The organism is Streptomyces sp. NPDC086989 (assembly GCF_044745505.1).
Taxonomy (GTDB): domain Bacteria; phylum Actinomycetota; class Actinomycetes; order Streptomycetales; family Streptomycetaceae; genus Streptomyces.
Window position 1 is genome coordinate 599,440 of record NZ_JBIVAL010000003.1, and the last position, 24,803, is coordinate 624,242.

At 72.7% G+C, this 24,803-nt stretch carries 23 protein-coding genes and 1 tRNA gene; 11 read left to right on the forward strand and 13 right to left on the reverse strand.

Annotation, left to right across the window (positions count from 1 at the left end):
• The first annotated feature begins 178 nt into the window (after positions 1–178).
• The 4 genes from ACIPK4_RS09520 (at position 179) to ACIPK4_RS09535 (ending at position 3,935) form a co-directional block, all read left to right on the forward strand.
• Positions 179–2,425, forward strand: a complete 2,247-nt coding sequence (locus tag ACIPK4_RS09520) for a DEAD/DEAH box helicase (RefSeq protein ID WP_402310539.1) — start codon at positions 179–181, stop codon at positions 2,423–2,425.
• A gap of 153 nt (positions 2,426–2,578) precedes the next feature.
• Positions 2,579–2,651, forward strand: a tRNA-Lys gene (locus ACIPK4_RS09525).
• 531 nt (positions 2,652–3,182) lie between these two features.
• Positions 3,183–3,347: a hypothetical protein gene (locus tag ACIPK4_RS09530; RefSeq protein WP_402310540.1), complete on the forward strand. Its 165-nt coding sequence runs from the start codon at positions 3,183–3,185 to the stop codon at positions 3,345–3,347.
• A gap of 27 nt (positions 3,348–3,374) precedes the next feature.
• Positions 3,375–3,935, forward strand: a complete 561-nt coding sequence (locus tag ACIPK4_RS09535) for a hypothetical protein (RefSeq protein ID WP_402310542.1) — start codon at positions 3,375–3,377, stop codon at positions 3,933–3,935.
• Positions 3,936–4,194: 259 nt separating this feature from the next.
• Here the strand turns inward: ACIPK4_RS09535 and ACIPK4_RS09540 are convergent, their stop codons facing one another.
• Complete coding sequence (locus tag ACIPK4_RS09540) at positions 4,195–4,356, reverse strand: hypothetical protein (protein ID WP_159044494.1); 162 nt, start codon at positions 4,354–4,356, stop codon at positions 4,195–4,197.
• 323 nt (positions 4,357–4,679) lie between these two features.
• Between ACIPK4_RS09540 and ACIPK4_RS09545 the strand changes: the two genes are divergently transcribed.
• Entirely contained in the window at positions 4,680–5,663 is a 984-nt protein-coding gene (locus ACIPK4_RS09545) for a helix-turn-helix transcriptional regulator (RefSeq protein WP_063789442.1), read from the forward strand.
• Positions 5,664–5,669: 6 nt separating this feature from the next.
• Here ACIPK4_RS09545 and ACIPK4_RS09550 read toward each other — a convergent pair whose 3' ends face one another.
• The 12 genes from ACIPK4_RS09550 to ACIPK4_RS09605 form a co-directional block, all read right to left on the reverse strand.
• Entirely contained in the window at positions 5,670–6,218 is a 549-nt protein-coding gene (locus ACIPK4_RS09550) for a rhodanese-like domain-containing protein (RefSeq protein ID WP_402310543.1), read from the reverse strand.
• Complete coding sequence (locus tag ACIPK4_RS09555) at positions 6,100–7,266, reverse strand: hypothetical protein (RefSeq protein ID WP_402310545.1); 1,167 nt, start codon at positions 7,264–7,266, stop codon at positions 6,100–6,102. Before ACIPK4_RS09555 ends, ACIPK4_RS09550 begins: the two co-directional genes overlap by 119 nt.
• Positions 7,266–8,909, reverse strand: coding sequence for a methionine--tRNA ligase (locus ACIPK4_RS09560; protein WP_402310547.1), 1,644 nt, complete (start codon positions 8,907–8,909; stop codon positions 7,266–7,268). The genes ACIPK4_RS09555 and ACIPK4_RS09560 overlap by 1 nt, the downstream gene beginning before the upstream one ends.
• The gene (gene epsC, locus ACIPK4_RS09565) at positions 8,906–9,610 is read right to left on the reverse strand and encodes a serine O-acetyltransferase EpsC (RefSeq protein WP_402310548.1); all 705 of its coding nucleotides are present in this window, start codon (positions 9,608–9,610) and stop codon (positions 8,906–8,908) included. The genes ACIPK4_RS09560 and epsC overlap by 4 nt, the downstream gene beginning before the upstream one ends.
• Positions 9,597–10,805, reverse strand: a complete 1,209-nt coding sequence (locus ACIPK4_RS09570; protein ID WP_402310550.1) for an NAD(P)/FAD-dependent oxidoreductase — start codon at positions 10,803–10,805, stop codon at positions 9,597–9,599. Before ACIPK4_RS09570 ends, epsC begins: the two co-directional genes overlap by 14 nt.
• Positions 10,802–11,308 (reverse strand): cupin domain-containing protein, encoded by a 507-nt coding sequence (locus ACIPK4_RS09575; protein ID WP_402310553.1) that lies wholly within the window; start codon positions 11,306–11,308, stop codon positions 10,802–10,804. The genes ACIPK4_RS09570 and ACIPK4_RS09575 overlap by 4 nt, the downstream gene beginning before the upstream one ends.
• Before the next feature lie 15 nt (positions 11,309–11,323).
• Positions 11,324–12,640 (reverse strand): SidA/IucD/PvdA family monooxygenase, encoded by a 1,317-nt coding sequence (locus ACIPK4_RS09580; protein ID WP_402310555.1) that lies wholly within the window; start codon positions 12,638–12,640, stop codon positions 11,324–11,326.
• Positions 12,637–14,049: a diaminobutyrate--2-oxoglutarate transaminase family protein gene (locus tag ACIPK4_RS09585; protein WP_402310558.1), complete on the reverse strand. Its 1,413-nt coding sequence runs from the start codon at positions 14,047–14,049 to the stop codon at positions 12,637–12,639. Before ACIPK4_RS09585 ends, ACIPK4_RS09580 begins: the two co-directional genes overlap by 4 nt.
• Positions 14,050–14,070: 21 nt before the next feature.
• A complete protein-coding gene (locus ACIPK4_RS09590) occupies positions 14,071–15,414 on the reverse strand; it encodes a lysine N(6)-hydroxylase/L-ornithine N(5)-oxygenase family protein (RefSeq protein WP_402310561.1) in 1,344 nt (447 codons plus the stop codon).
• Entirely contained in the window at positions 15,411–16,931 is a 1,521-nt protein-coding gene (locus tag ACIPK4_RS09595) for an ABC transporter substrate-binding protein (protein ID WP_402310563.1), read from the reverse strand. Before ACIPK4_RS09595 ends, ACIPK4_RS09590 begins: the two co-directional genes overlap by 4 nt.
• A gap of 153 nt (positions 16,932–17,084) precedes the next feature.
• Positions 17,085–18,365 (reverse strand): acetyl-CoA carboxylase biotin carboxylase subunit family protein, encoded by a 1,281-nt coding sequence (locus ACIPK4_RS09600; protein WP_402310566.1) that lies wholly within the window; start codon positions 18,363–18,365, stop codon positions 17,085–17,087.
• Positions 18,362–19,651, reverse strand: a complete 1,290-nt coding sequence (locus ACIPK4_RS09605; protein WP_402310568.1) for an ATP-grasp domain-containing protein — start codon at positions 19,649–19,651, stop codon at positions 18,362–18,364. Before ACIPK4_RS09605 ends, ACIPK4_RS09600 begins: the two co-directional genes overlap by 4 nt.
• Positions 19,652–19,886: 235 nt before the next feature.
• Between ACIPK4_RS09605 and ACIPK4_RS09610 the strand changes: the two genes are divergently transcribed.
• From ACIPK4_RS09610 to ACIPK4_RS09635, 6 genes are all read left to right on the forward strand, one after another.
• Positions 19,887–21,134, forward strand: coding sequence for an MFS transporter (locus tag ACIPK4_RS09610; RefSeq protein ID WP_159044496.1), 1,248 nt, complete (start codon positions 19,887–19,889; stop codon positions 21,132–21,134).
• A 228-nt stretch (positions 21,135–21,362) separates the two neighbouring features.
• A complete protein-coding gene (locus tag ACIPK4_RS09615) occupies positions 21,363–21,983 on the forward strand; it encodes a DinB family protein (RefSeq protein ID WP_402310570.1) in 621 nt (206 codons plus the stop codon).
• Between the two features lie 102 nt (positions 21,984–22,085).
• Positions 22,086–22,862, forward strand: coding sequence for a 2OG-Fe dioxygenase family protein (locus tag ACIPK4_RS09620; protein ID WP_402310573.1), 777 nt, complete (start codon positions 22,086–22,088; stop codon positions 22,860–22,862).
• Positions 22,862–23,374: a GNAT family N-acetyltransferase gene (locus tag ACIPK4_RS09625; RefSeq protein WP_054225324.1), complete on the forward strand. Its 513-nt coding sequence runs from the start codon at positions 22,862–22,864 to the stop codon at positions 23,372–23,374. The genes ACIPK4_RS09620 and ACIPK4_RS09625 overlap by 1 nt, the downstream gene beginning before the upstream one ends.
• A complete protein-coding gene (locus ACIPK4_RS09630; RefSeq protein WP_402310576.1) occupies positions 23,362–24,369 on the forward strand; it encodes an AzlC family ABC transporter permease in 1,008 nt (335 codons plus the stop codon). The genes ACIPK4_RS09625 and ACIPK4_RS09630 overlap by 13 nt, the downstream gene beginning before the upstream one ends.
• Complete coding sequence (locus ACIPK4_RS09635; protein ID WP_402310578.1) at positions 24,366–24,692, forward strand: AzlD domain-containing protein; 327 nt, start codon at positions 24,366–24,368, stop codon at positions 24,690–24,692. The genes ACIPK4_RS09630 and ACIPK4_RS09635 overlap by 4 nt, the downstream gene beginning before the upstream one ends.
• Positions 24,693–24,803: the final 111 nt, after the last annotated feature.

The window sequence follows — 24,803 nt, forward strand, 5'->3', positions numbered from 1 at the left end:
GACCCCCGGGAGGGTGCGTATGGTTATAGATCGTTTGATCCCATTGCCCGGCGCCGAATCCGAAGAGCGCCGTGTGGCGCGTACTCTCCCTAGCCGTGGCTGACCGCATTGAGGCGGTCGATTTGCGATTCACGGAGTTTGGGCGCGTGCCGAGACTCCGGAAGGTTTCGCATTTCGCATGTCCATTTCCAGTTCTGACCGTGCCGTCATGCCCGAGAACGACTCGAACGAGATCGTCGACGCCGTCGAGGCCCTTGTGGTCACCGAGGCGATCGAGGCCGCTGAGGCGGACGAGATCATCGAGGCTCTCGAAGCCGACGTGACGAACGACCGGTCCACCGACGCCGACGCCGAGCCCACCGTCACCTTCGGCGACCTCGGTCTGCCCGAGGGCGTCGTGCGCAAGCTCGCGCAGAACGGCGTCACCACCCCCTTCCCGATCCAGGCCGCGACCATCCCGGACGCCCTGGCCGGCAAGGACATCCTCGGCCGCGGCCGCACCGGCTCCGGCAAGACCCTCTCCTTCGGTCTGCCCACCCTGGCCCGCCTGGCCGGTGGCCACACCGAGAAGAAGAAGCCCCGCGCGATCATCCTCACGCCGACCCGTGAGCTCGCGATGCAGGTCGCGGACGCCCTCCAGCCCTACGGCGACGTGCTCGGCCTGAAGATGAAGGTCGTCTGCGGCGGTACCTCCATGGGCAACCAGATCTACGCCCTGGAGCGCGGCGTCGACGTCCTCGTCGCCACCCCGGGCCGTCTGCGCGACATCATCAACCGCGGCGCCTGCTCCCTGGAGAACGTCGAGGTGGCCGTCCTCGACGAGGCCGACCAGATGGCCGACCTGGGCTTCCTGCCCGAGGTCACCGAGCTGCTCGACCAGATCCCCGGCGGCGGCCAGCGCATGCTCTTCTCCGCCACCATGGAGAACGAGATCGGCACCCTGGTCAAGCGCTACCTGACCAACCCCGTCACGCACGAGGTCGACAGCGCCCAGGGCAACGTCACGACCATGACGCACCACGTCCTCGTCGTGAAGCCGAAGGACAAGGCGCCGGTCACGGCCGCCATCGCCGCCCGCAAGGGCCGCACCATCATCTTCGTCCGCACCCAGCTGGGCGCCGACCGCATCGCCGAGCAGCTCGTCGAGGCCGGCGTGAAGGCCGACGCGCTGCACGGCGGCATGACGCAGGGTGCCCGTACCCGCGTCCTCGCCGACTTCAAGGACGGCTACGTCAACGCGCTCGTCGCCACCGACGTCGCCGCCCGCGGCATCCACGTCGACGGCATCGACCTGGTCCTGAACGTGGACCCGGCCGGCGACCACAAGGACTACCTGCACCGCTCGGGCCGCACCGCCCGTGCCGGCAAGTCGGGTGTCGTGGTCTCCCTGGCCCTGCCGCACCAGCGCCGCCAGATCTTCCGCCTGATGGAGGACGCGGGCGTGGACGCCTCGCGCCACATCGTCCAGGGCGCCGGCGCCTTCGACCCCGAGGTCGCCGAGATCACCGGTGCGCGCTCGCTCACCGAGGTCCAGGCCGACTCCGCGAACAACGCCGCCAAGCAGGCCGAGCGCGAGGTCGCCGACCTCACCAAGCAGCTGGAGCGCATGACGCGTCGTGCCGCCGAGCTGCGCGAGGAGGCCGACCGTCTGGTCGCCCGCTCCGCCCGTGAGCGCGGCGAGGACCCCGAGGCCGCTGTCGCCGAGGTGGTCGAGGCCGCCGAGGCCGAGGTCGCGGCCGCCGTCGCGGCCACGCCGGTCGCCGACGAGCGTCCGTCCTTCCAGGCCCGTGACGAGCGGGGCAACTACGAGCGCCGCGACAACCGTCGTGACGACCGCGGTGACCGTGGCGGCTTCCGCCGTGACGACCGTGGCGGCGACCGTGGCGGCTTCCGCCGTGACGACCGCGGTGACCGTCCCTCCGGCGGCTTCCGTCGTGACGACCGTCCGTCGGGCGGCTTCAACCGTGACGACCGCGGTGGCGACCGTGGCGGCTTCCGCCGCGACGACCGTCCCTCGGGTGGCTTCCGCTCCGGCGGTGACCGCCGTGACGACCGTGGCGGTGACCGCGGTGGCTTCCGTCGTGACGACCGTCCGTCGGGCGGCTTCAACCGTGACGACCGCGGTGGCGACCGTGGCGGCTTCCGCCGCGACGACCGTCCCTCCGGTGGCTTCCGCTCCGGCGGTGACCGTCCCTCCGGCGGCTTCCGTCGTGACGACCGTCCCTCCGGTGGCTTCAACCGTGACGACCGCGGTGGCGACCGTGGCGGCTTCCGCCGCGACGACCGTCCCTCCGGTGGCTTCCGCTCCGGCGGCGGCGACCGCCCGTACGGCCGCCGCGACGACAACCGCCCCTCCGGCTCCGGCTCGACCGGTTCCTTCGGCGGCCGCCGTGACGACAAGCCCCGCTGGAAGCGCAACGGCTGACGGCTGACGGCCCCGAGCTGACTGCCCGACAGGGCCCCCACGACACCGTCGTGGGGGCCCTGTCCGCGTTTTGTGGGCCGTGACGGGGCCGGTCGGTCGATACTCGATCGGCCTGCCGTTGGTCTCCGGCTATGCTCTGGGGTGAGCACGTGAGGGCCATTAGCTCAATTGGCAGAGCAGCGGACTTTTAATCCGTTGGTTGTCGGTTCGAGTCCGACATGGCCTACCGCTCACAGGCGAGGGACACATCCTCTGACCTGGTGCTCAGGGGCCACCTATCGATGTTGGTAGGTGGCCCCTGAGTCGTTGTGCCTTGAGTCCCCACTGCTGGAGCAACTCGGCGGAGACCCCAGCCGCAGCCGCCTCCGCGGCCAGCGCCCGATGCAGATCCCTCGGTGGACCCCGAAGCACCCACTGAACGGGATGCTCCTCCTGCTCCGTCGAGCCAAGCGGAACGTGCCGCCCAACGACTTCGACCTGGCTGTCGAGAAGCAACTTGGCCGCTATGGGATAGCTGTCTTGGGACGTATCCTCCGAAACCAGGGCATCATCGACGGTGCCGGTCCCAGTCCGCATCCGCCCACCGTTCTGGATCCCGAGCCCGACGAGCCCACGCACGCTGTGATGACCACGGCGGCGCACGTGCTCGCTGAACGCCTCTGGCCGCACAGCTCGAGTTCGCATCTGCTGGCGCGGGGACGAGTACAGCTGGCCGTTCTACGCGACGGCGCCCAACGGCGAGACCAGCGGCCGCAGCGTGAGCAAGCAGCCTGTGGACCCGAACGACCCGCTGTCCGGGTACAAGCAGGGCGGGCTCGGTGCCAAGGCGTACGACGTGAACGGCATCGACACGCGCATCAAGTACGACAGCAGCCGCAACCCGCCCTTCACCGTCATGACGTCGATGCCCTCGAAGTCCTAGCGGTCCGCCGAGAAAGGCCAGCACCACATGTCCGTCGACCAGACGTCCTGGGAAGCCGCGGTACGCCACCTCTACGAGGATGCGTACCCGTACGACGCCACCGGCCCGCGCCTCCACGAGGACTGGATCCTCGACATCCTCGCGCTGATGGCCCGGGTCCCGGACCCGCGGGGCTGGGCCGGTCTCGACGACGCGGCGCAGGCGCCGGAGCGCGAGGGGTTCCCCACGTACCCCTTCGCCGCCCACCCCCCGGAGTACGTCGCGGAGCGTCTCCAGGAGATCGACCGGGACAGCGCCGAGAGCCTGCTCCTGGCCCTCACGGACGACAAGTGCACCCTCTCCAACCTGGGGCGCTTCACGGACAGCGAGGAGGAACTGCGGGCCATGGCTCGCACGGTCCTCGCGCGCTACGGGGACGCGGCCCGCTATCACACCAACGTCAGCAGGCCCGGCCACGTGCGCGGCACGCTCGACTTCACTTCGTCCGGCTGGGCGTACAGCCCGCTGAGCATCTACCCGGAGGACTACGGCCTGATCGTCGTCTCGGACACCGAAGTGGGCATGTTCTGGAACTTCTCCGACTACTGAGCGGATGCCCCCGTGCTAACCCGTTCCGCTTCTTATCCCGACCGGGAGACCGCCCAACCAGCCTCGCTGCTGCGTACAAGGGGTAACGAGAGCCCGGGTCGGCGCCGCCGCAGGCGTGAGCGATGCGTGAGGGGACGTGCTGGCACGGCCCGGCATGATCTGCCTGGACTTCTATCCGTTGGTTGTCGGTTCGAGTCCGACATGGCCTACGTCGTGTGGAGCGCCCCGTCCGGCACTGCCGGGTGGGGCGCTTCGGCGTCTACGACCAGCCCGGGTCCTGGGGGGTGGGGGTGACCACCGACCAGCCCGGGTCCTTCGGACCGGCGGCGAGCTCCTGGGCCTGGCCGGCGGTGCTCGTGCCGATCACGGCGATCAGAGCGGCGGCGGTGACGGTGATGAGGGTGATGAGCTTGCGACGCATGGTGGGGATGCCTCTTATCGAGCCGGTGGGGAGCGGGGCGGATGGCCGGATCTCTCGTTCCGGCGTGCCGCCATCGTGCCGAGCACGGCAGGGCCGTGTCGCCGGTTTCCGCTGGCACAAACAGCTCTGACATAACCGTGCCAGCGGGCCGGTTTCCAGGGCGAGTTGGCCGTCCCGGCTGTCCGCGTGATGGACGGTGTTTGTGCAGACGACGGCTGGTATGGACAATCCAGGGTGCAAGATCGGCCCTCGGAGGGCCGCATGCCGCCAGCGTTGTCGGTCCAGCTGTGCTGCCGCTCCGAACCGCGAGCTGGGGGGCTCCTTTGTTGGTTTCGCTTGGGCTGACGGAGCGCTCCGACGCGCTCTACCGCCTCATCCTGAGACGGCCGGATCTCGCCGTCACCGATGTCGCCGCCGAACTCGCGCGGTCCGAGGACGACGTACGCGCGGACCTGGAGGAGCTGACCCGGCTCTCCCTCCTCGCGCCGTCCTGGCGGACCGACGGACGGCTGCGGGCGGTGAACCCGAAGGCCGCGCTCGATTCGCTGCTCGCCCACCAGCAGGCGGAGATCGCCCAGCGCCACCGCGCCCTCGCCGAGAGCCAGGCCGCCGCGAGCGCGCTGCTGTCGCAGTACGCCGAACTGCATCCGGCCCAGCCCGCGCACGAGGCCGAGCGGTTCCTCGGCGTCGACGCGGTCCGGGCCAAGCTGAGCGAGCTGTCCGCCCGGACCCGCCGCGAGTCGATCAGCTTCCACCCCGGCGGCCCGGTGCCCGCCGCGCAGTTCAAGGCCAGCGAGCCGCTGACCGAGGACCTCATCGCGCGTGGCGTGAAGATCCGCACCATCTACCAGGACGCCATCCGCAACGACCCGGGCAGCCTGGAGCACGCCCGCTGGCTGACCGAGCGCGGCGGCGAGGTGCGGACGGTGCCCTCACTGCCGATGCGCATGGTCATCACCGACCGGGAGTTCGCGCTGATGCCGATCGACCCGGCGGACAGCGCACAGGGCGCGGTGCTGCTGCGCGAACCGGGCGCCGTCACCGCCTTCTGCGCGCTGTTCGACTCCGTGTGGGAGACGGCCACCCCGTTCGGCGAGCCGCCCCGGCGCAGCCTGGAGGACCCCGGCTCGCAGCCGCGCGAGCTGCTGCGCCTGCTGGCCCAGGGCTACACGGACGAGGCCGCCGCCCGCCGGCTGGGGATCTCCCTGCGCAGCGAGCGGCGGCTCATCTCGGAGCTGATGGAGAAGCTGGACGCGCAGAGCCGATTCCAGCTCGGGCAGCGGGCCGTGGAGGAAGGCCTGCTCTGACGCGGTTCAGCAGCCGCAGGCGGCGCCCGCCGCGACGGGGGCCGTCAGCGGGTCCGGCGCCGACCGGCGGGTCCCGGCCGAGTCCTCCACCGGGAAGCCCTCCCGGGACCAGTACTCGAAGCCGCCGAGCATTTCCTTGACCCGGTACCCGGCGCTCGCGAAGGCGTACGCGGCCCGGGTGGCGCCGTTGCAGCCGGGGCCCCAGCAGTACGTGACGACCACGCTGCCCGGCGGTACGAGTGCGGCGGCGCGGGCCGCGATCTCGTCCGTGGGCAGGTGCACGGCGCCGGGGACGTGGCCCTGCTCCCAGGCCTCGGCGCTGCGGCTGTCGACGAGCACGAAGCCCGCGGCGCCGGATTCCACGTCCGCGTGCACGTCGGCGACATCGGCCTCGAAGGTGAAGCGGCGGTGGAAGTGGGCCGCGGCGGTCGCCGGGTCAGCGGGCGGCACGCGCAGCACCTTCGAGGACGGGGGCACGGTCCGGGCGGTCGCGGTCGCGGTTGTGGTTGTGCCCGTCGTGGTCGTGGTTGCGGTCGGGGCCGTCGTGGTGGTCATGGTCGGTGTTCTCCTGAGGACGGGGGCGGCGCAGGGCCGCCACGGCGATGAGGGTGTACAGGGCCGCGGTGGCTGCACCGGGGCCGAGGAGCAGGACGGACACGCCCCCGTGGGCGGCCCGGCCGAGGATGAGTGCCCCGAGGGCGATGAGGGCCGCGGCGAGGAGCCCGCCCCGCCGGGTCCGGCCGGTGAGTTCGGTCCAGCGGGCGGCCGTGGCCCGGAGGTTGGTGCGTACGTACGTCCAGCAGACCGCGGCGGAGCCGAGCCCGAGGGCGGCCGCCGCGACCGGGTGCGCAGCCGGCGCGGAGGGCTGCGGCGCCGGCAGTACGGCGTACAGCGCGGCCGCCAGCGCGATGCCCAGCAGCGTCCCGCCGAACGCCCGTCGCCGCGCCAGGGCGGGCACCGCCCCTTCGAGGCCGACCCAGCCGAACAACAGGGGCACGGCCACGAGCAGCGCGGCCCGGCCGTCGGTCCCCGCTCCGGGCAGGGGCCCGCCCAGGGCCCGCCACGCGAGCGCCAGGGCCAGGACGGCGGCCAGCCGCAGCCTCTGCCCCGCGGGGGACGGCGGACGCGGGACGCACCAGGCGTACACGGCGGCGGTGCCCAGGACGGCGGCGGCGACCGCGTACGAGCGCCAGCCCGAGTCGCCTCCGGCGGCCGCGCCGGCCCCGTGGACGCCCGCCGAGGCGAGCGCACCGGCGGCGAACTGCGCGGTGCCCAGTGCCACCGCCGCCTGCCCGGTGGCGAAGCCGCCGAAGTAGAGCGCGGTGACCGCCCGGGCCGGTCCCGGGCCGAGCCGCCGCCGTACGAAGGCCACGGGCCCGGAGTGCGCCGTACCGCCCGCGGCGGCGACCAGCAGGCACCAGCCGGCCAGCACGGCCGCCACGGCGATGCCGGTCCGGGAGGCGGACGCCGGGGCGAGGGCCGCCGGGAGGAGCAGGGTTCCCGCTCCCAGGACCGCGCCCAGTGCGTTCGCGGCCCCGGCGGCCCACCCGTCACCGGCTCCGGGAGCCGGACCCGCAGCGCGAGCCGCGGTCCGGTCCGGCATCACGACAGCTCGTGGAAGAACAGCGGGGTGGCGGCCGGCAGCGTCGTGCCCTCCGCCAGGAGCCGCCCCTCCACGCCGGCCCACTCGGGCATCCGCGTGCCGAGGTCCACCGGCAGGCCCAGGTGCCCGGCGAGGAACGCGGACCAGCCCGGCATCAGCGGCGCCGCCGTGACCGCGACCGCGGCCAGCAGCTCCACGTGCGCGGCGAGCCGGCCCGCGTACTCCTCGCGCGGCCCGGACACCCGCAGCAGGGCGAGCTCCCGCAGATCGGCGTCGGCCCGCTCGATCACGGTGGCCAGGACGTCGGCGGCGCGCTGCGGGGAGAAGGCCTCCGCGCCGAGCGCTGCGGCGATCTGACCGGGCAGTGCGGCGCGTTCGGCGGCGAGCGGGCCGTCCGCGGGCCCGGCGGCCGGCACGACGGAGTCGAAGTCCTGGGCGAGCAGGTCCAGTACGGTGTCGGTCCAGCGTTCCAGGCCGCCGGCGAGGACGGTGCTGAGGGTGTCGGCGAACTCCTTCATGGAGAAGTTGTTCTGCGCCCGCTCCGGGCCCGTCAGGCACAGGTGGAAGCGCAGTGCGTCCGCGTTGACCCGGCGCAGGAACTCGCCGCCCCAGATGGCGTGTCCGCGGCTGGTGGAGAACTTGTCGCCCTCCAGCCGGTAGAACTCGTTGATGACGACCTGCGCGGGCAGCGTCAGCTCACCCTGGGCGAGCAGCAGCGCGGGCCACAGCACGGCGTGCGAGAACGAGCAGTCGAAGCCGATGAAGTTGACGATCCGGGTCTCGGGGTCGGTCCACAGCCGCTCCCACTGGGAGCGGTCGCCGTTCGCCTCGGCGACGCGGGCGGTGCCCGCCGCGTAGCCCCAGATGCCGCTGAACCAGGTGTCGAGGACGTGCCCCTCCCAGCCGGGCAGCGGGACCGGGATGCCGTAGTCCGCCTCGCGGCTGATCGCGGTGTCGGGCAGGGCCCGCTCGAACAGGCCGTCCAGGTACGAGATCAGCCTGGGCCGCCATTCGGCCTTGGCCTGCGCGTCGGCGTAGTAGGCCCGGAGCCGGTCGCGCCAGCGCTCCAGCGGGAACACGATGCGGCGCAGGGTCGTGGTCCGAGGGGTGTTCCAGCAGGCGGTGCAGCGGGGGGCGGCGAGCCCGGCCGGGTCCTGGGGCAGGCCGCAGGCCTCGCAGTACACGCCGTCGGACGGCTCGGCGCAGAACTGGCACTCGCCGCGCACCTCGGCCTCGTACAGGTACCGGTCGCAGGGCGCGCAGTGGAAGACGGGCAGCTCCTGCACCTCCAGGGCGCCGGACTCCCACAGTTCCAGGAAGAAGCGCTGGACGAACTCGGTGTGGGTGGAGTCGGTGAGCGGGCGGGTGAACCAGTCGTGGTGCATGGCGCCCAGCGACAGGGTCTCCTCCATGCGGTCGCCGAAGAGCTTGGCGGTCGGGTACGCGGTGGAGCCGATCTCGGCGGCCCGGCGCGGTACGTAGCAGGAGTGCTCGTCGGAGTAGCCCACGTAGCGCACGTCGTGGCCGCGCTGGCGCAGGTGCCGGGTGAGGACGTCGGCGCCGAGGAAGGGGCCGGAGAGGTGGCCGAGGTGGAGGTCGCCGTTCGGGTTCGGCGGGGCGCTGGTGACGACGTAGGAGGTCATGACGCGTGGGTTCCTTCGGGGAGGATCAGGGCGGAGGAGTCGAGGGCCGCGGCGTCCGCCGGGGCGGCGGTGTCGAGCGGCGGCAGGGCGGCGGAGGCGGCGGCGACGACGCGGCTGCGCGGCGGCAGGTCGTCGAGGACGACCGAGTGGGCGCCGATCCGGGAGTCGGCGCCGATGGTGACCGGGCCGAGGACGCTGGCGCCGGTGCCGATGACGACGCGGTCGCCGACGACGGGGTGCCGGCGGGATCCGGAGGGCCGGCGCAGGTCCTTCCACCAGCCGACCGAGCCGAGCGTGACCTGGTGGTAGAGCATCACGTCGTCGCCGATCCGGACGGTCTCGCCGATGACGACGGCCGTGCCGTGGTCGACGAAGAAGCGGCGGCCGATCCGCGCCCCGGGGTGGATCTCGATGCCGGAGACGGCACGGGCCAGCAGGGACAGGGCGCGGGCGAGGACGCGGTGGCCGCGGCCCCACAGCCAGTGCGCGAGCCGGTAGGTCCACAGCGCGTGGATGTGCGGGTAGAGCAGGACCTCGGCGCGGGAGCCGGCCGCCGGGTCCTTGTCGAGGACGGTCTGCACGTCCTCGCGCAGCACCTCGCGCAGCGGCCGCCGGTCCTCGAACGGTTCGTCGTGCGGCTCGTCCTCCCGGAGGCCTCCCTCCCGGAGCGCGTCCTGCGGGCTCGTCTCACATGTGGTCATACGGCGCCTCCGGGCGGATCGGGCGGCCCGCGAGGAAGCGCTGCGGCCGGTACGGCTCCAGCAGTTCCTGGACGGCCTTGCCGGGGACGGCACCGCCCTCGACGATCTCCTTCGCGGCGAGTTCGGCGACGGCGGGCGCCAGCTTGAACCCGCCGCCGCTGAAGCCGAGGGCCAGGTACAGCCCGTCGGGGCCGGCCGCGCCCACGACCGGGCGCTTGTCGGGGGTGTAGCCGTCGAGGCCGGAGCGGGTGCCGGCGAGCGGGGCGGTGGCGGCGGCCGGGACCCGGTCGGCGATCGCGGCGATCGCGGCCTCCAGCTCGCTCTCGGTCAGCGGCTCCACGTCGCGTCCCAGTTCGGTGTCGGGCTTGCTGGGGACGCCGAAGTAGAAGCGGTCGAGGCCGTCGGGCCGGAAGTAGCTGCCGGTGGTGTCGTCGATGCAGGTCGGTACGGAGGCTGCCGATCCGCGCCGGCCGGCGCCGGGCAGTTCGGCCTGGGCCAGGCCGATCCGGCGCGCGGTGACGGGGATGTGGATGCCGAGGTACTCGGCGGGCGCCGAGCCCCAGGCTCCGCCGGCCAGGACCACCAGCGGGGCGTCGATGCGGCCGATGGAGGTGAGGACGCCGGTGACGGTCCCCGCCTTCTCCAGCACCTTCACCGCGCGGATGCCTTCGGAGGGGGAGACCCCGAGCCGGTAGGCGGCGGTGAGCAGCGCGTGGGAGGCGGCCATCGGGTCGGCGTAGCCGCCTTCGGGCTCGTATGCGGCGAGCCCGATGCCTTCGGTGCGCAGGCCGGGGTAGATCTCCTTCAGCTCGGCGGCGTCGATGACCTCGACGCGGCGGTATCCGGCGGCGTCCGCGGACGCGGCGGCGTTGTAGCGCAGGTCGTCGGCGTGGTTCTCGCCGACGATCATGACGAAGCCGGTACGGCGGTAGCCGCAGCAGCCGCCGATGATGTCCGACCACTGCTCGAAGACGGGCAGGCTGCGGGCGGCGAGGCGGGTGTCGGCGACGGAGGTGTGGTGCAGCCGCAGCAGTCCGCCGGAGCGGGAGGTGGCGCCCTGGGCGTTGACCCGGCCCTGGTCGCACAGGACGATCCGGCCGACGCCGGCGAGGGCGAGCTGGTGCGCGATGGCCGCGCCGATCACTCCGCCACCGACGACGATGGCGTCGGCGTGCGCGTGGACGATGGGGCTCATGCCACGACCTGCCGGGGGTCTGCGGGGGCGCTCGGTACCGCGGGGCTCCCGGCCGGTGCCGCGGGCCTCCCGGCCGGTGCCGCCGCTGTTGCCGGGTCTGCCGCGGGGCCCGGGTCCGTGATGCCGAACTCGGCGGCCCACTTGGCGCGGTCCCGGGCGACGGCGTCGGAGCCGCCCCACCAGATGGTGACGAAGCGCAGCCGTACGTCGCCGTCGTTGGTCAGGTCGTGGTCCTGGAAGGGGGTGATGAACACGGTCTCGCCGGCGCGGACCCGGCGGGTCTCGTCGCCGATCCGCATGACCCCGCTGCCCTCGACGATGAAGAACATCTCGTTCTCGTCGTGGTCGTGCGGGGTGGAGGTGGCGCCGGGCGCCACGTCGACCCAGGCGCCGCCCCAGTTGGGTTCCTCGACGGCCTCGGGCCAGGGGAAGATCCGCCGGCCGCTGACGTTGTACGGCTCCTCGAAGACCATGTCGTCCTCGTGGGCGGTGAAGATGTGCATCGCGTACGGGTCCAATCAGGCGGCGACGGGCTGGCGCAGGCGGGCGCGCAGGTCGCGGTGGATGGTGTCGGCCTTGGCGGCCATCTGGCTGAAGGAGGTGGCGCTGCCGATGCCGTGCCGCCACTCGGTGAGCCCGTCGAGGTAGATCCCGACCTCGCAGTCGTCGGTGGTGAGGGCCCGGTAGGCGCGGGTGACCTCGGGCCGGCCCTGCGCGTCGAGGCGCAGGTGGGGGACGAACGCGGCGAGCTGACGGGGGAGGGCGGCCTCCCGGTAGCCGGTGCAGACGATCACGGCGTCGGCCTCGATCAGGCCGGCCCCGCCGGTGAACACCTCGGCGGTGCGCAGCAGCACCCGGCCGTCCGGGGCCCGGTCCACGTCGGTGACCTCGGTCCGCTTGTGCATGTGCAGGCGCTGGCGGCCCGTGAACCGGTCCTGGTAGACGGCCTGGTAGAGGGCGGTGGAGACGTCGGGGTCGACGGCCGCGTAGTTGGTGGCGCGGGCCTGGTCGAGGGCGCGCTCGCGCTGGTCGCCCTCGAGTCCGTAGAAGTAGTCGGTCTCGTCGGGGAAGTACACCTCGTTGCTGAAGTGGCCGAGTTCGTACATCCGGAAGCCGGCGTGGCGCACCACCGAGTGGATCTCGGCGTCGGGGTGCTGCGCGGCCAGGTGCAGCACGATCTCGCCCGCGGTCTGCCCGGCTCCGATGACGGCGATGGAGCGCAGCGGCCGCTCGCCGAGGGCGGCCAGGCCGGGCAGCAGCTTCGAGGCGTGGAAGACCCGCTCGCCCAGGTGCGGTCGGAAGAGCTCCGGTACGTAGGCCTCGTGGCCGGTGGCGAGGGCGACGTTGCGGCCCTCGACGGTGTGCAGGGAGCCGTCGCGGGTGTCCCGGGACAGGACGCGGGCGGTGCGGACGCGGCCGTCGGAGCCGGTGACGGGTTCGACGCTCAGCACTTCGCGGTGGTAGTCGACGGCGCCGCGGACCTGTCCGGCGGCCCACTGGACGTAGTCCGACCACTCCAGGCGGCTGACGTAGCCGCCCATCAGCGTGAACGGGTAGAAGCGGCCGCTCTGCTGGAGGTAGTGGGGGAAGGTGAAGCGGGAGCGGGCGTCGCGCGGAGTGGCGAAGTCGCGCAGGAAGTGGTGCTGGATGTCGGTGCCGGGCAGGACCAGGTTGGGCTGCCAGGCGGAGTCGGCGGCCTTCTCCAGGTAGCGGGCGGCCAGCGGGGCCGTGCCGGCGGCGTCGTCGTGGTCCTCGACGGCGGCGGCGAGCGCGATCCCCGAGGGGCCGAAGCCGGCCACGACCAGGTCCTGGACGGCTGTGTCGTGCCTGGTCACCGGGCACCGCCCGCGGGCAGGCCGAGCGCGGCCAGGGCGGCCGTCAGGGACTCGCGGATGATCCGGCCGGCCTGGTCGATCTCGCGGGCCGAGCAGTTCAGCGGCGGCAGCATGCGCACGACGCAGTCGTCGCGGCCGCCGAGCTCGATGATCAGGCCGCGGCTGACGGCCTCCCACTGGACCCGCTTGGCGAGGGTGTCGGCGGGCAGCCCGGTCTCCGGGTCGGTCAGCTCGACGCCGGTCATCAGGCCGAGGCCGCGCACGTCGGCCACGTACGGGGTGATCTCGCGCAGGCCCTGGAGGTGGACCATCAGCTGGTCGGCGCGGGCCCGGACGTTCTCCAGGACGCGCTCGCGCTTGACGACCTTCATGGTGGCGACGCCGGCGGCGAACGCGGGCTGGTTGCCGCGGAACGTGCCGGAGTGGGCGCCGGGCTTCCACACGTCGAGCTTCTCGTCGTAGAGGATCACGGAGGCGGGCAGGCCCATGCCGGACAGGGCCTTGGAGGCGCACACGACGTCGGGCTCGATGCCGTACTGCTCGAAGGCGAACCAGGTGCCGGTGCGGCCGCAGCCGCTCTGCACCTCGTCGACGATCAGCGGTATGCCGAGCCGTCGGGTGACCTCCCGGATCCGCTGGACGAACTCGACCTCGGCCGGAATGACCCCGCCCTCGCCCTGCACCAGCTCCATGATCACGGCGGCGGGCAGGGTGATCCCGCCGTTGACGTCGGTCAGCGCCTTCTCCAGGAACGCCGCGCAGTTGACCTGGCAGTTGTCCCGCTTGAGGCCGAGGGGGCAGTTGTGGCAGTTGGAGTACGGGAAGAAGTGCACGCCCGGCATCCGGCCGCGGACCGGCTCCTTCTGCTCGACGAGCCCGGTGACGCTCAGCGCGGCCAGGGTCGCGCCGTGGAAGCCGCCCTGGAAGGTGATGATCTCCTCGCGGCCGGTGGCGGTCTTGCACAGCTTGAGGGCGGCGTCGACGGCGTTGGCACCGGTCGGCCCGCAGAAGTGGATCCGGGTGCGCTCGCGCATCGGCTCCGGCAGCATCCCGATGGTCAGGTCGGTGAACTCGTCCTTGACCGGGGTGGGGAAGTCCAGCCCGTGCACGAACTCGTCGAGCTGACGGTGGGCGGCGGCGAGCGGCTCGGGGTGGTTGTGGCCCAGGGAGAGCACGCCGGCGCCGCTGAGGAAGTCGAGGAAGACGTTCCCGTCGAGGTCCTCGACGTACGAGCCGCGGCCGCGGCGGATCGCCATCGGCAGTTTGCGCGGGTAGGAGCGGGAGTTGGACTCGCGGCCGGCCTGCCGGTCCAGCAGCTCGGCGCTGAGCGGCCCGGGCAGCGGGCCGTTGATCACGGGGGCCGTGTAGGCCAGCGGGGCCGGGACCGGGGTGTCGATCGTGGCGGTCATGGGAAGCGGGGACCTTTCCGGTCAGGCGGCGGCGAGTACGGCGCTGCGGTCGGCGGCGATGGTGGCGGCGCCCGTCAGGCGGGCGGTCAGGGCGTCGGTGAGGGTCGCGGCGCGCAGCGACAGGAGGCTGAAGGAGCCCGCGTCACCGATGCCGTGGCTGGACTCGCACAGGCCGTTCAGGAAGAGCGGCGGGGTCCCGTCGGCGACCGGTTCGAGCGCGTAGTCGGCCGACACCTGGAGGCGGCCGTCCGGCTCGGTGGCGAAGAGCTCCGCGAGCGGTGCCATCAGCGGCGGGCACAGCTCCTCGTGCGGGCCGGGACCCATGTTGCGGAAGCCGGTGGCGAGGACCGCGAAGTCGACGACCTCGCTGATCCGCTCGCCGGTGGTGCGCTCGACGAAGTCCAGGGCGATCCGCTCCCCGGTCTCGGGGGCCACGCCCACGGCCTCGTGGTTGCCGCGGACGAACACCTTCTGGTCGCCGTCGAGCTCCTGCTCGTAGATCGTCATGTAGAGGTCGCGCAGCACGTCGCCGTCGGCGGAGGAGTAGTTCGTGCCGTGCATGTACGCGTCCAGGGCCTTCTTCCCCTCGCGGGACGCCCGGAAGTAGTAGTCGGTGAACTCGGGGAAGTAGCCCTCCTCGCTGAACGGGCTGGTGTCCTTCAGCCGCAGTGAGTGCGAGCGCGTGTACGTGGTGACCTTGGTCCGCGGGAAGCGGCGGTGCAGGTCGAGGGCGAGCTCGACGGCGCTCTGGCTGCCGCCGATGACCGCCACCGACTCCGGGGCACGGCCCTCCCCGGCCAGTTCCGCGAGCTTGGGCAGGTACTGGGTCAGGTGGAAGATCCGCGGGGTGCGCAGCGTGTCGTACGGGGCCGGGACGTACGGGGTGCGGCCCGGACCCATCACGAGCGTGCGGCCCAGGTAGCGGCTGCCCGACATGGTGGTGACCTCGTAGACGCGCTCGCCGTGCTCCTCGACGATCTCGACGCGGGCCGCCCGCTGGTTGCAGTCGACCAGGTGCGAGAAGAACCCGGCGGCCCAGCGGATGTAGCCCGCGTACTCCTTGCGGAGCGGGAACTCCGAGGGGAGGTTGAGGTGGCGCAGCAGCCGGCCCTGCTCGTGCAGGTAGTTCAGGAACGTGTAGCGGCTGCGCGGGTTGCGCAGGGTCACCAGGTCGCGGCTGGGGTGGTTCTGGATGTCGGAGCCGTCCAGCAGCATCCCGGGCTGCCACTCGGGGCTCGGACGGGCCTCCAGGAAGCGGGCCGTCAGCGGCGACTCGCGCTCCTCCAGGGCGATGGCGAGGGCCAGGTTCGCCGGCCCGAAGCCGATGCCGAGGATGTCGTGGACGGGAGTCGTGCTCGCACTCATCGGGTGGTCTTCCTTGCCTTGACAGTGGTGAGGGTGGGGTTTCCGTCGAAGTCGATGCGCAGGCCGGTGATCCGGCCGGCGGCGTGGACCCGCTGGTCGGTCCGGTACCAGAGCGGGATCAGCGCCAGGTCCGCCATCGCGGCGCGGTCCGCGCGGCGCCAGGCGTCGGCGCGCTCCGCCGGGTCCGTCGAGGCCCGGGCGCGCGCCAGCAGGGCGTCGAACTCCGGGTTCACGTACCGGCCTTCGTTGTCGCCGTGGGCGGTGCCCTCGGCGTCGGGCGCCGTGCACGAGGAGTGCAGCAGCGGGAAGAGCATGTTGTCCGGGGTGGGGTAGTCGCAGGCCCAGCCGGCCCGGCAGAAACCGGCCGCCGCGATCGAGGTCCGGTGGTCGACCAGCCCGCGGGCGTCGGTCCGCAGCAGCTCGATCCGCCAGCCCAGGACCTCCTCCAGGCCGCGGGCCAGTGCCTTGACCCAGTCGTCGTGCCCGGCGCCGGTGTTGTACGCGAACTCGACGCGGCTGCCGGGGCCCAGGCCCGCCCGCAGGGCCGCCGCACGTGCCCGCTGCGGGTCGTATCCCGACCAGCCGCCGTCCGGATCCGCGGCCGCCTCCGCGAGCGGGGTGTGGGCCTTGCCGAACCAGGGGGACAGCAGGGAGTGGGCCGCGCTGCGCCTCCCCTGGAAGTAGGTGTCGATCAGCGCCTGCCGGTCGATGGCCGCGGACAGGGCCCGGCGGGCGTCCAGCGAGTCCATCGGCGCCTGGTGGCAGAACGGGATCAGGTAGAAGAGGCCGGCGCCCTCCTGCTCCAGGAAGCCGTCGAGCGCGGCCGCCTCGGCGGTGCGCGCCGGGGGGATCCGGGCGTAGTCGTACACGCCGGTCAGGAAACGTTCGTACTCGTCGTCCAGGCCCGTCACCGCGTCGAGGATGTCGATGTGCACCTCGCGCACCTCGGGCGCGGGCCCCGCCCACAGGTCGTTGCGCTCCAGCCGGATCGCCGTTCCGTGCTCCCAGGGTCCGGCCATCTTGAACGGGCCGTTGCCGACCGGGAGGTCGTTGTACACCGGGTTCAGCGCCGGGCCGGCGCACTCCGGCACCGGGCTGAAGATCGGCTGGAGGGTCTTGAGGTCGAACTGCACGTCGGGCTCGGACAGCTCGACCACCAGTGTCGTGTCGTCGACCGCGGTGAAGGAGCGCACGCCCGCCAGGTGGTACGCGGTCTCCGTGTTGGCCTGGGGGTCCAGAGCCCGCGCCCAGCCGCGCACGAAGCTGTGCGCGGTGACCGGCTCCCCGTTGCTGAAGACCGTTCCGGCACGCAGCGTGAAGGTCCAGGTGGTGGCTGTAGGATCGCTCTCCCACGACCGGGCGGTGGCCGGGATCAGGGAGCCGTCCCCGTCGAGGGCCAGGAGCCCGGTGAACAGGGCCTTGCAGACGAGGATCCCCTCGCCCTCCTGGGCCTTGTACGGGTCGATGGCGGTGGGCTCCGTGATTCCCATCCGGAACACGGGGTCGTTGGCGTGCACGTGGGGCTCTTTCCGCGTCGGTGGAGTGTGGTGGGGAGGGGCGCCGGGCGAAGTCCGCGAAGACGGGCCGATGTTTCACGTGAAACAGTCGAAGTCCGGTACATCGGGCGATGTTTCACGTGAAACATCGCTTCGGGCGGGCTGCGGCACGGCTCAGGCGGCCGGTACGACGACCACGTCGAGCCGCTCGTCGAGGTCGGCGGCGATCCGCTCCACCCGGTCGATGTCGGCGGCGCTGCGGTAGGGCGCGGCGACCGCGAGCGAGCCGGCGATCTCGTACCAGCCCTCGGGGGCGCGTCGCAGCCGGTCGCCCGGCTTCGAGGCGGGGATGTACGAGCGGAAGTGGGGGGAGTGCGTCGCGTCGCCCGGGTTGTTGCGGACGAGCGTCCCGGTCCGGTACGCGAACTTGATGCAGGTGGCGGCGCGCGGGGCCGCCGCCCGCTGCACCTCGCCGTCCAGCAGCGCGGCGAGGGAGTCCGCGTCGTCCCCGGCCAGGACCGCCTTGGCGTAGAGGCGGACCGCGTCGATGCCGTGGACCTCGCGCAGGTTGCGGTAGTTCTGGCCGCCGCTCATCCGGGTGGCGAACTCCACGACCCGGTAACGGCCCTCGGAGTCCTGCCGGAACTCGGCGTTGAACAGGCAGTGCCGCACGCCCAGGCCCGCCACGATGCCCTCGGCGACCGCGACCAGCTCCGGCTCCTCCTCCGGCGTGCGGAACGGGAGGGTGTAGAAGTCCTCCTCGAAGTACGGACCCGGCATCTGCATCTTGTTGGTGACGCCCACCAGGTGGAACGTCCCGTCCAGGACCACTCCGTCGAGGGTGACCTCCTTGCCCGGCAGGAACTCCTCCAGCAGGGCGATCTCGGGACCCTCGCTCGGGAAGTAGCCGCCCCACTCCTCGGCGAGACGGGCGACGTCGGTCAGCGCCCGCTCCAGCTCGGCCCGGTCGCGGACCAGACTGACGCCGATGCTGGCGGCCAGCGCGCTCGGCTTGACGATGAACGGGTACGTGAAGGACTCCGCCGCGGCGAGACCGGCCTCGACACCGTCGACGCCCGCGAACTGCGGTCCGGGCAGCCCGTGCCGCTCCAGGAAGGACCGCTGGAGCTGCTTGTCGCGGGATATCAGGTCGGCCTCGGGTCGCGGCCAGGCGTGCCCGAGCAGCCGGTTGACGGTGGAGGTGACGGCGATGTCGCTGTCGTAGAAGGTGATCGCCGAGGTGATGCCGAGCCGGCGGGCCGCGGCGGCGCAGAAGTCGGCGAGTTCCGTGCCCTCCAGTTCCTGCGGGATCGGCACGACGTTCGCGAACCGGCCGTCGTCCGCGGCCTGGGCGACCCGCGTCGCCAGGTGGATCTCCAGGCCCATCCGCTCCAGGGTCTCGATGTGCTCGCGGTGCCACGCGTACGTGTTCCGCATGATCAGCAGGATCTTCATGACGCGGTCTTTCCATGGGAGGCGTGCAGGGGGGTGGTACCGGGGGTGCCGGTGGTGACGACGGTGACCTTCTCGGTGAGCCGTTCCGCCGTCGCGACGGCCGCCTCGGTGTCCGCGCCGGTGACCAGGACCTGACCGACCCGGTCCCAGTTGCCGCGCAGCTCCCCGACGGTGTCGCCGGGCCGCACGGTGGTCTCCACGTCGATGACGTCGGCCAGCGCCAGGGCCTCGTCCGCGCCCTGGATCTCCACGACCGTTCCCGGCTCGGCGGACAGGAAGCGGGTGGCCGCCGCATGGCGGGGGGCGGGGCGCTCGGTGAGCGCCGGGATCAACCCGAACTGCCAGGCGACGATCCACTCTTCGAGGTCGATGCCGTAGGCGGAGTTCAGCAGGTCGAAGATCCGGTCGCCGCCCATCCGGTTGTGGCTCTCGATGATCTGCGGGCCCGTCGGGGACAGTCGCAGCTCGGTGTGCGCGGCCCCGTCGGTCAGGCCCATCGCGTCCAGGAAGCGGGCGACGGCCTCCTCGATGCTCCGCTCGTCCACCGGGTCGAGACGGGCCGGCAGGGCGTGGCCGAGCTCGATGAACCCGCCGCCGGTGAGCTTCTCGGTCACCGCCAGGACGATGTGGCGTCCCGCGAAGGAGAAGCTCTCGACGCTGTATTCGGGGCCGGGGATGTACTGCTCGGCGATGAACCGGCCGATGGTGAAGAACGCACCCCACTGGAGGTCGGTGCGGGCCCGCAGGGCCTCCACCCCGGCCCAGGCCGCGGCGGCCTGCTCCGGTCCGTCGATCCGTACGACACCCAGGCTGGCCGTGGCGTCGGTGGGCTTGAGCACGAACGGGTAGCCGTGCTCGGCGCCGAACGCGGTCAGCGCCTCGACGCCGTCGACCTCGGCGGCGGCCACCGACAGGGCCCGCACCTCCGCGGAGGGGGACGCGGCCAGGTGGCGGCGCATCGCGTGCTTGTCGCGCAGCAGCTCGGCGACCTCCTCGGAGGTGTTGCCGAGCCCCAGGTGGTCGCTGATCCGGCCGGCCGGGACCAGGCCCGGCTCGGTGATCGAAGCCACCCGGGTGAAGCCGTACGCCTGCTGCGCGGCCTCCACCAGCGGACGGGTGACGTCCCAGTCGGTGTAGTCGGCGATGAGGACGGCCTCGGCGAGCCGGGCGGCCTCGGGCACGAACTGGTCCCTGTGCTGGATCAGCACGAAGCGGATTCCGAGGGCAGCCGCCTTGCGCAGCGTCTGTATCCGTCCGCCGACGACGAGAAGCTTGTGTTCGGTCATGGCCAGAACTCTGCAGCAGAATTCCGGCCCGGAAAATGGATTCGGGCTGGCACAACCGTGCCCGGCACGAATGACGCAGCCAGCGCCCGTCGGTGATCTTGGAATGGGCGGCGGGCAGGAATGTGCCAGCCTCTTTTGTGCCAGCACTCAGCTCTGGGCAGGGCCTTGACCGGTGGGTTTCATGGTGGATGCCACCGCATCCACGCATCACCCCCCGATCCAGAAGGAGCCCCCCATGGCCGGCGAGGACCCCTTGCGCCGACGATTGCAAGACCTGCCCAGAAGCGCCTGGGTGATCTTCTCCGGAATGTTCCTCATCAAATTCGGCAATTTCCTCAACGTATTCCTCGTGCTCTTCCTGGTCGCCCAGGGATTCTCCGCATTCCAGGCCGGCGTGGCCCTCGGCGTCGTCGGAGTCGGCGCGTTCATCGGGAACGCCGTCGGCGGCACGGTCGCCGACCGCTTCGGCCGGCGCACCGCCATCGCCGTCTCCATGTTCGGCAGCAGTGCCGCCACCGCCCTCGTCCCGCTGACCCACGGACTGATCGCGACCACCGCGCTCGTCGGACTCGTCGGCGTCTTCGCCCAGCTGTACCGGCCCGCGGCCGGCGCACTGCTCGTCGACGTGGTCCCCGAGAAGCAGCGGGTGACGGCCTTCGCCGTGCTGCGCCTCGCCATCAACGTCGGCATGGCGGTCGGCCCGCTCGTCGGCGGCCTGCTCAGCGGCGCCTCGTACACGTACGTCTTCCTCGGCGACGCCCTGTTCTCCTTCGCCTTCGGCGCGCTCGCGCTGTGCACGCTGCCCGGCGGGCGCCCGCCGGTCGAAACACCCGCACCGCAGGCGGCGGCCAAGGGCAAGGGCAAGGGGGGCTACCGCGAGGTGCTCTCCGACCGCCCGTACCTGCTCTTCCTCGGCTCGATGGTCGCCGCGACCTTCGTCTACGGCCAGTCCACCGCGACCCTGCCGCTGCACGTGACCGACGCCGGCTTCGACAACAAGGTCTACGGCCTGCTGCTCGGTCTCAACGCCCTGCTCTGCGTGGTCATCGAGCTCCCGCTCACCAAGCACACCGAGCGCCGCAACCCGCGCCGGGTGATCGCCGCCGGTCTGGCCCTGCTGGGCATCGGCATGGCCCTCACGGGCGCCATGCAGGCCGTCTGGCTCCTCGCCCTGACGGTGGTGGTGTGGACGGTCGCCGAGACGGTCTACACCCCGATCGCCAACGCGTACCCCGCCGAGTTCTCACCCGCCCACCTGCGCGGCCGCTACCAGGGCGCCGAGGGCATCGCCCACACCCTCGGCGGGGCTCTCGGCCCGGCCGTCGGCGGCCTCCTCTACAGCATCTCGCCGCCGCTGCACTGGACCGCCTGCGCGGCCGTCGCCGCCCTCGGCGCCCTCCTGATCCTGGGCGCCGACCCGGGCGACCGCACGACGACGACCCCCCAGCCCACGGAAGCCCCCGAGCCGGTGCCGGCCGCCTGAAAGCCCCCGTCGGCGCCCGAGACCGCGGCGCCCGAGACCGCGGGGTCCGGAGACGGAAACCCCGAGAGCCCCCCGTGCAACCGCACACCCGCCCCGACGACCGCACACCCGCCCCGACGACCGCACGCCCGCACCGACGACCGCACGCCCGCACCGACGACCCCACCGACGACCGCACGCCCGCCCCGACGACCGCACACCCGCACCGACCCCGAAAGGCACCCCCGCGTGACCACGAACACCGCACAGACCGCCGCCGCCACCGTCCACCGCATCGACATCCCCTCCGCCACCGAGGACCCCGCCGCCTACGTGGCCGCCCTCCTCGAAGTCGCCGGAGACCGCGACGCGTTCGACGTCCTCGCCAAGACCCCCGTCTGGGCCGCCCGGCTCTTCGCCGACCTGCCGACCGACCTCGCCGAGACCGTCCCCGAGCCGGGCGAGTGGCCCGCCGCCTTCATCGTCGGCCACCTCTTCGACGTCGACATCGTCTACGGCTTCCGCTGGCGCCTGGTGGCCACCGAGGACAACCCCGTCTACCCCGGCTACGACGAGCAGCTGTGGGCTCCGCTGCCCCGGCTCCCGTTCCGCCAGATGCTCGACGCCTGGACCGGCCTGCGCGCCTCCAACGTCGCACTGCTGGCCACGCTCACGCCCGAGGACCGGCAGCGCACCGGCCGCCACGGCGAGCAGGGCGGCGAAACGATGGAGGTCATGATCCGCAAGGTCATCGGCCACGACATCGCGCACATCAACCAGATCTACCGGGCCATCCGCCTCGTCCGCGAGGCCGCCGGCCTCGACGTCGCCGAGCTCGACGCCACGTACGAATCGCTGGGGCTGCGCTAGGTCCCGTCTTCCGCCGGGCGCGGCCGTCCGGCCTCCCACCCGCCCGGCCCGCCGCCCCGGCCCGTCCGCTGCACCCCGTCCCTCCAGAGAGAGAACACAGCCGTGACCACCGTTGCCCGGATCCCCGCCCCCGACACCATCACCGCCGTCGGTCCCGACCTGCGCGACACGCTGCGCGAGCAGCGCTTCGCCCTCGTGTCGGCCTCCGACCTGAACCTGTCCCCCGAGCTGGCCGCCGCCTTCGACGGCCTCCAGGCCTCCTGGGGCCGGCTCACCCCCGACACCCATTTCGGCGGCGGCGACCGCGCCGTCCGCACCCGCCGCTACAGCGACTTCACCTACGTGCCCGCCACCGGCGAGCTCGCCCCGCTCGACCACGTCGCGTACTACCAGAGCGAGGCCATGAACGCCTTCGTCGGCGGCATCGAGCGCCACTTCGGCGACGTTGAGGAGGCCACGTACCGCAACCCGCTCTTCCAGGCCCTGGTCCGCTACGACTTCGACAACCTGCCGATCGAGGACGAGTACCGCGACCGCGCCTGGGTCTGCCAGATCCACCAGATCCGCATCGAGATCAACCCCGGCAAGTACAACGAGCTGGTCCCGGAGGGCATCCACTCGGACGGGTACCCGTGGGCCGGCCTGCACCTGATCTCCCGCGTCGACGTCGAGGGGGGCCACAGCACCGTCTTCACCTGGGACGAGGAGCCGCTCGCCAAGGGCACCTTCCGCACCCCGCTGGACTCCCTGATCTTCGAGGACCGGGCGATGAAGCACCACGTCACGGGCCTCAGCGCGGCCGAGGACAAGGGCGGCTACCGCGACGTCCTCGCGATCTCCTTCTCCCTGCCCGGCTCCCCGTACGAGACGCTGGTCTGATGAGCGCCGCAGCTCTGGCTCTGGCGATCGATGAGCCGCACGTACTGGCCGGGCCGTACGAGCCCCAGGCACCCGCCGCCGCTCCCGCGGCCCCGGCGGTGTCCGCACCCATGACGGCGGCCGACGTCCCGCAGGTGATCGAGCTGCTGCGGGCCGCACCGCAGGCCGCGTACTGCGAGTGGGAGGACGAGCGGCTGCTCTCCGGGCACCTCGCACACTCCTCCGATCTGTGCCGGGTGATCCGCACCCCCTCGGGCCGGGTCGTCGCGGCACTGCTCGCCGGCTCGTTCGGCGTACGGGGCAGCATCAGCCATGCCGTGGTCGACCCCGGCCACCGCCGGCTGGGGCTGGCCCGGGTGATGGCGGTCGACACCCTGGCGGCCTTCCGCCGCCGGGGGGTCAACCGGATCTTCCTCGCCGTCCTCGACGGGAACGAGGCCGCGACCGCCCTGTGGACGGGCGTGGGCTTCCGTCCGGCCCTGGGAGAGAGGACCTTCGAGTGCGATCTGTAGCGACCGACTCCCCGGCCCCGGCGCACCACGCCGCGGCCGGGGCCTCCGGGGCGGGGGCCGCCCGACCGGCCGCCCCCGTCCCGGCCGCCCGACCGGCCACCCCCGCCCCGGCCGCCCGACCGGCCACCCCCGCCCCGGCCGCCCGACCGGCCACCCCCGTCCCGGCCGGCCCGGTCCGGGGAGCCCGGGCGGCGTGGGCGGCGGGCTTCGGCCAGGCCGTCCCGGTGATGCTCGGCTACGTGCCGGTCGCCTTCGCCTTCGGCGTGCTGGGCCACACCGCCGGCCTGCCCTGGTGGGCGATGGTCGCCATGTCGGCCTTCGTGTACGGCGGCTCCTCGCAGTTCGCGGCCCTTCAGCTGCTGGCCGTCGGCGCCGCCCCGTACGCCATCGTGCTGACCACCTTCGTGGTCAACCTGCGTCACCTGCTGCTGTCCGCCGCCATCGCGCCCCGGCTCGCCGGATGGCGGCGCCGCGAGCAGGCGCTGTTCGCGTACGAACTCACCGACGAGGCCTTCGCGGTGCACTCGGCCCAGTACGCGGACCGTGCGGAGCGCCCCAAGGCCGAGGTCTTCACCTTCAACACCGCCGTCCACGCCTCCTGGGTGGCGGGCACACTCCTCGGCGTGCTGGCCGGGGACCTGGTCACGAACGTCGAGGCGCTGGGCCTCGACTACGCCCTGCCCGCCATGTTCATGGCCCTGCTGGCGGCCGGGATCATCGCCGACCGGCGCGGGCTCGCCGTGGCCGTCGTCGCGGGCGGCGGAGCGGTCGGGCTGACCCTGCTCGGCCTCCAGTACTGGGCCGTCCTCGCGGCGGCAGCCGTCGCGGCCACCTTCGGCCTGGCCATCGCGCCCCGCGAGGAGCGGGCAGAACACGAGGAACAGACAGAAGAGGCGGAACACACAGCACACACAGAACACACGGCACACGGGGCGCACACGGCACACGCGGCACACGGGGACCACGCGCACGCGGAAGGAGCAACGAGCCGATGAGCCACCTCACGCTCGCCCTGACCATCGCCGGCATGGCGGCCGTCACCTTCGGCCCCCGCCTGGTGCCCACGCTCTTCCTCGCGGCGGCCGCCCTGCCCCGGCCCGTCGTGGTCTGGCTGCGGCAGGTGCCGCCCGCGGTGATCGCCGCCCTGCTCGCCCCGTCCCTGTTCGCCCCCGCCGGCGCGCTGGACCTCGGCCCCGGCAACTACGGCCTCTGGCTGGCCGTGCCGACCCTGCTGCTGGCCTGGCGGACCCGGAACTTCTACCTGACCATCGCGTTCGGGATCGGTTCCCTGGCCCTGCTCCGCCTGATCACGGGCTGACGCAAGCCGTCTTTCCGGCCCTCGGTATGCGTCTGACCTGCGGATTCATCGGTTCTGCGGGCGGCGAGAGGGCTAATTGGCGAGAGTCCGTCCCCGGATGACGTAGAGTTG

Coding starts and splice junctions, on each gene's coding strand:
- ACIPK4_RS09520 (WP_402310539.1), top strand. CDS start 179: ATGTCCATTTCCAGTTCTGACCGTGCCGTCATGCCCGAGAACGACTCG.
- ACIPK4_RS09535 (WP_402310542.1), top strand. CDS start 3,375: ATGTCCGTCGACCAGACGTCCTGGGAAGCCGCGGTACGCCACCTCTAC.
- ACIPK4_RS09540 (WP_159044494.1), bottom strand. CDS start 4,356: ATGCGTCGCAAGCTCATCACCCTCATCACCGTCACCGCCGCCGCTCTG.
- ACIPK4_RS09550 (WP_402310543.1), bottom strand. CDS start 6,218: ATGACCACCACGACGGCCCCGACCGCAACCACGACCACGACGGGCACA.
- ACIPK4_RS09555 (WP_402310545.1), bottom strand. CDS start 7,266: ATGCCGGACCGGACCGCGGCTCGCGCTGCGGGTCCGGCTCCCGGAGCC.
- ACIPK4_RS09560 (WP_402310547.1), bottom strand. CDS start 8,909: ATGACCTCCTACGTCGTCACCAGCGCCCCGCCGAACCCGAACGGCGAC.
- epsC (WP_402310548.1), bottom strand. CDS start 9,610: ATGACCACATGTGAGACGAGCCCGCAGGACGCGCTCCGGGAGGGAGGC.
- ACIPK4_RS09570 (WP_402310550.1), bottom strand. CDS start 10,805: ATGAGCCCCATCGTCCACGCGCACGCCGACGCCATCGTCGTCGGTGGC.
- ACIPK4_RS09575 (WP_402310553.1), bottom strand. CDS start 11,308: ATGCACATCTTCACCGCCCACGAGGACGACATGGTCTTCGAGGAGCCG.
- ACIPK4_RS09585 (WP_402310558.1), bottom strand. CDS start 14,049: ATGACCGCCACGATCGACACCCCGGTCCCGGCCCCGCTGGCCTACACG.
- ACIPK4_RS09590 (WP_402310561.1), bottom strand. CDS start 15,414: ATGAGTGCGAGCACGACTCCCGTCCACGACATCCTCGGCATCGGCTTC.
- ACIPK4_RS09600 (WP_402310566.1), bottom strand. CDS start 18,365: ATGAAGATCCTGCTGATCATGCGGAACACGTACGCGTGGCACCGCGAG.
- ACIPK4_RS09605 (WP_402310568.1), bottom strand. CDS start 19,651: ATGACCGAACACAAGCTTCTCGTCGTCGGCGGACGGATACAGACGCTG.
- ACIPK4_RS09610 (WP_159044496.1), top strand. CDS start 19,887: ATGGCCGGCGAGGACCCCTTGCGCCGACGATTGCAAGACCTGCCCAGA.
- ACIPK4_RS09625 (WP_054225324.1), top strand. CDS start 22,862: ATGAGCGCCGCAGCTCTGGCTCTGGCGATCGATGAGCCGCACGTACTG.
- ACIPK4_RS09635 (WP_402310578.1), top strand. CDS start 24,366: ATGAGCCACCTCACGCTCGCCCTGACCATCGCCGGCATGGCGGCCGTC.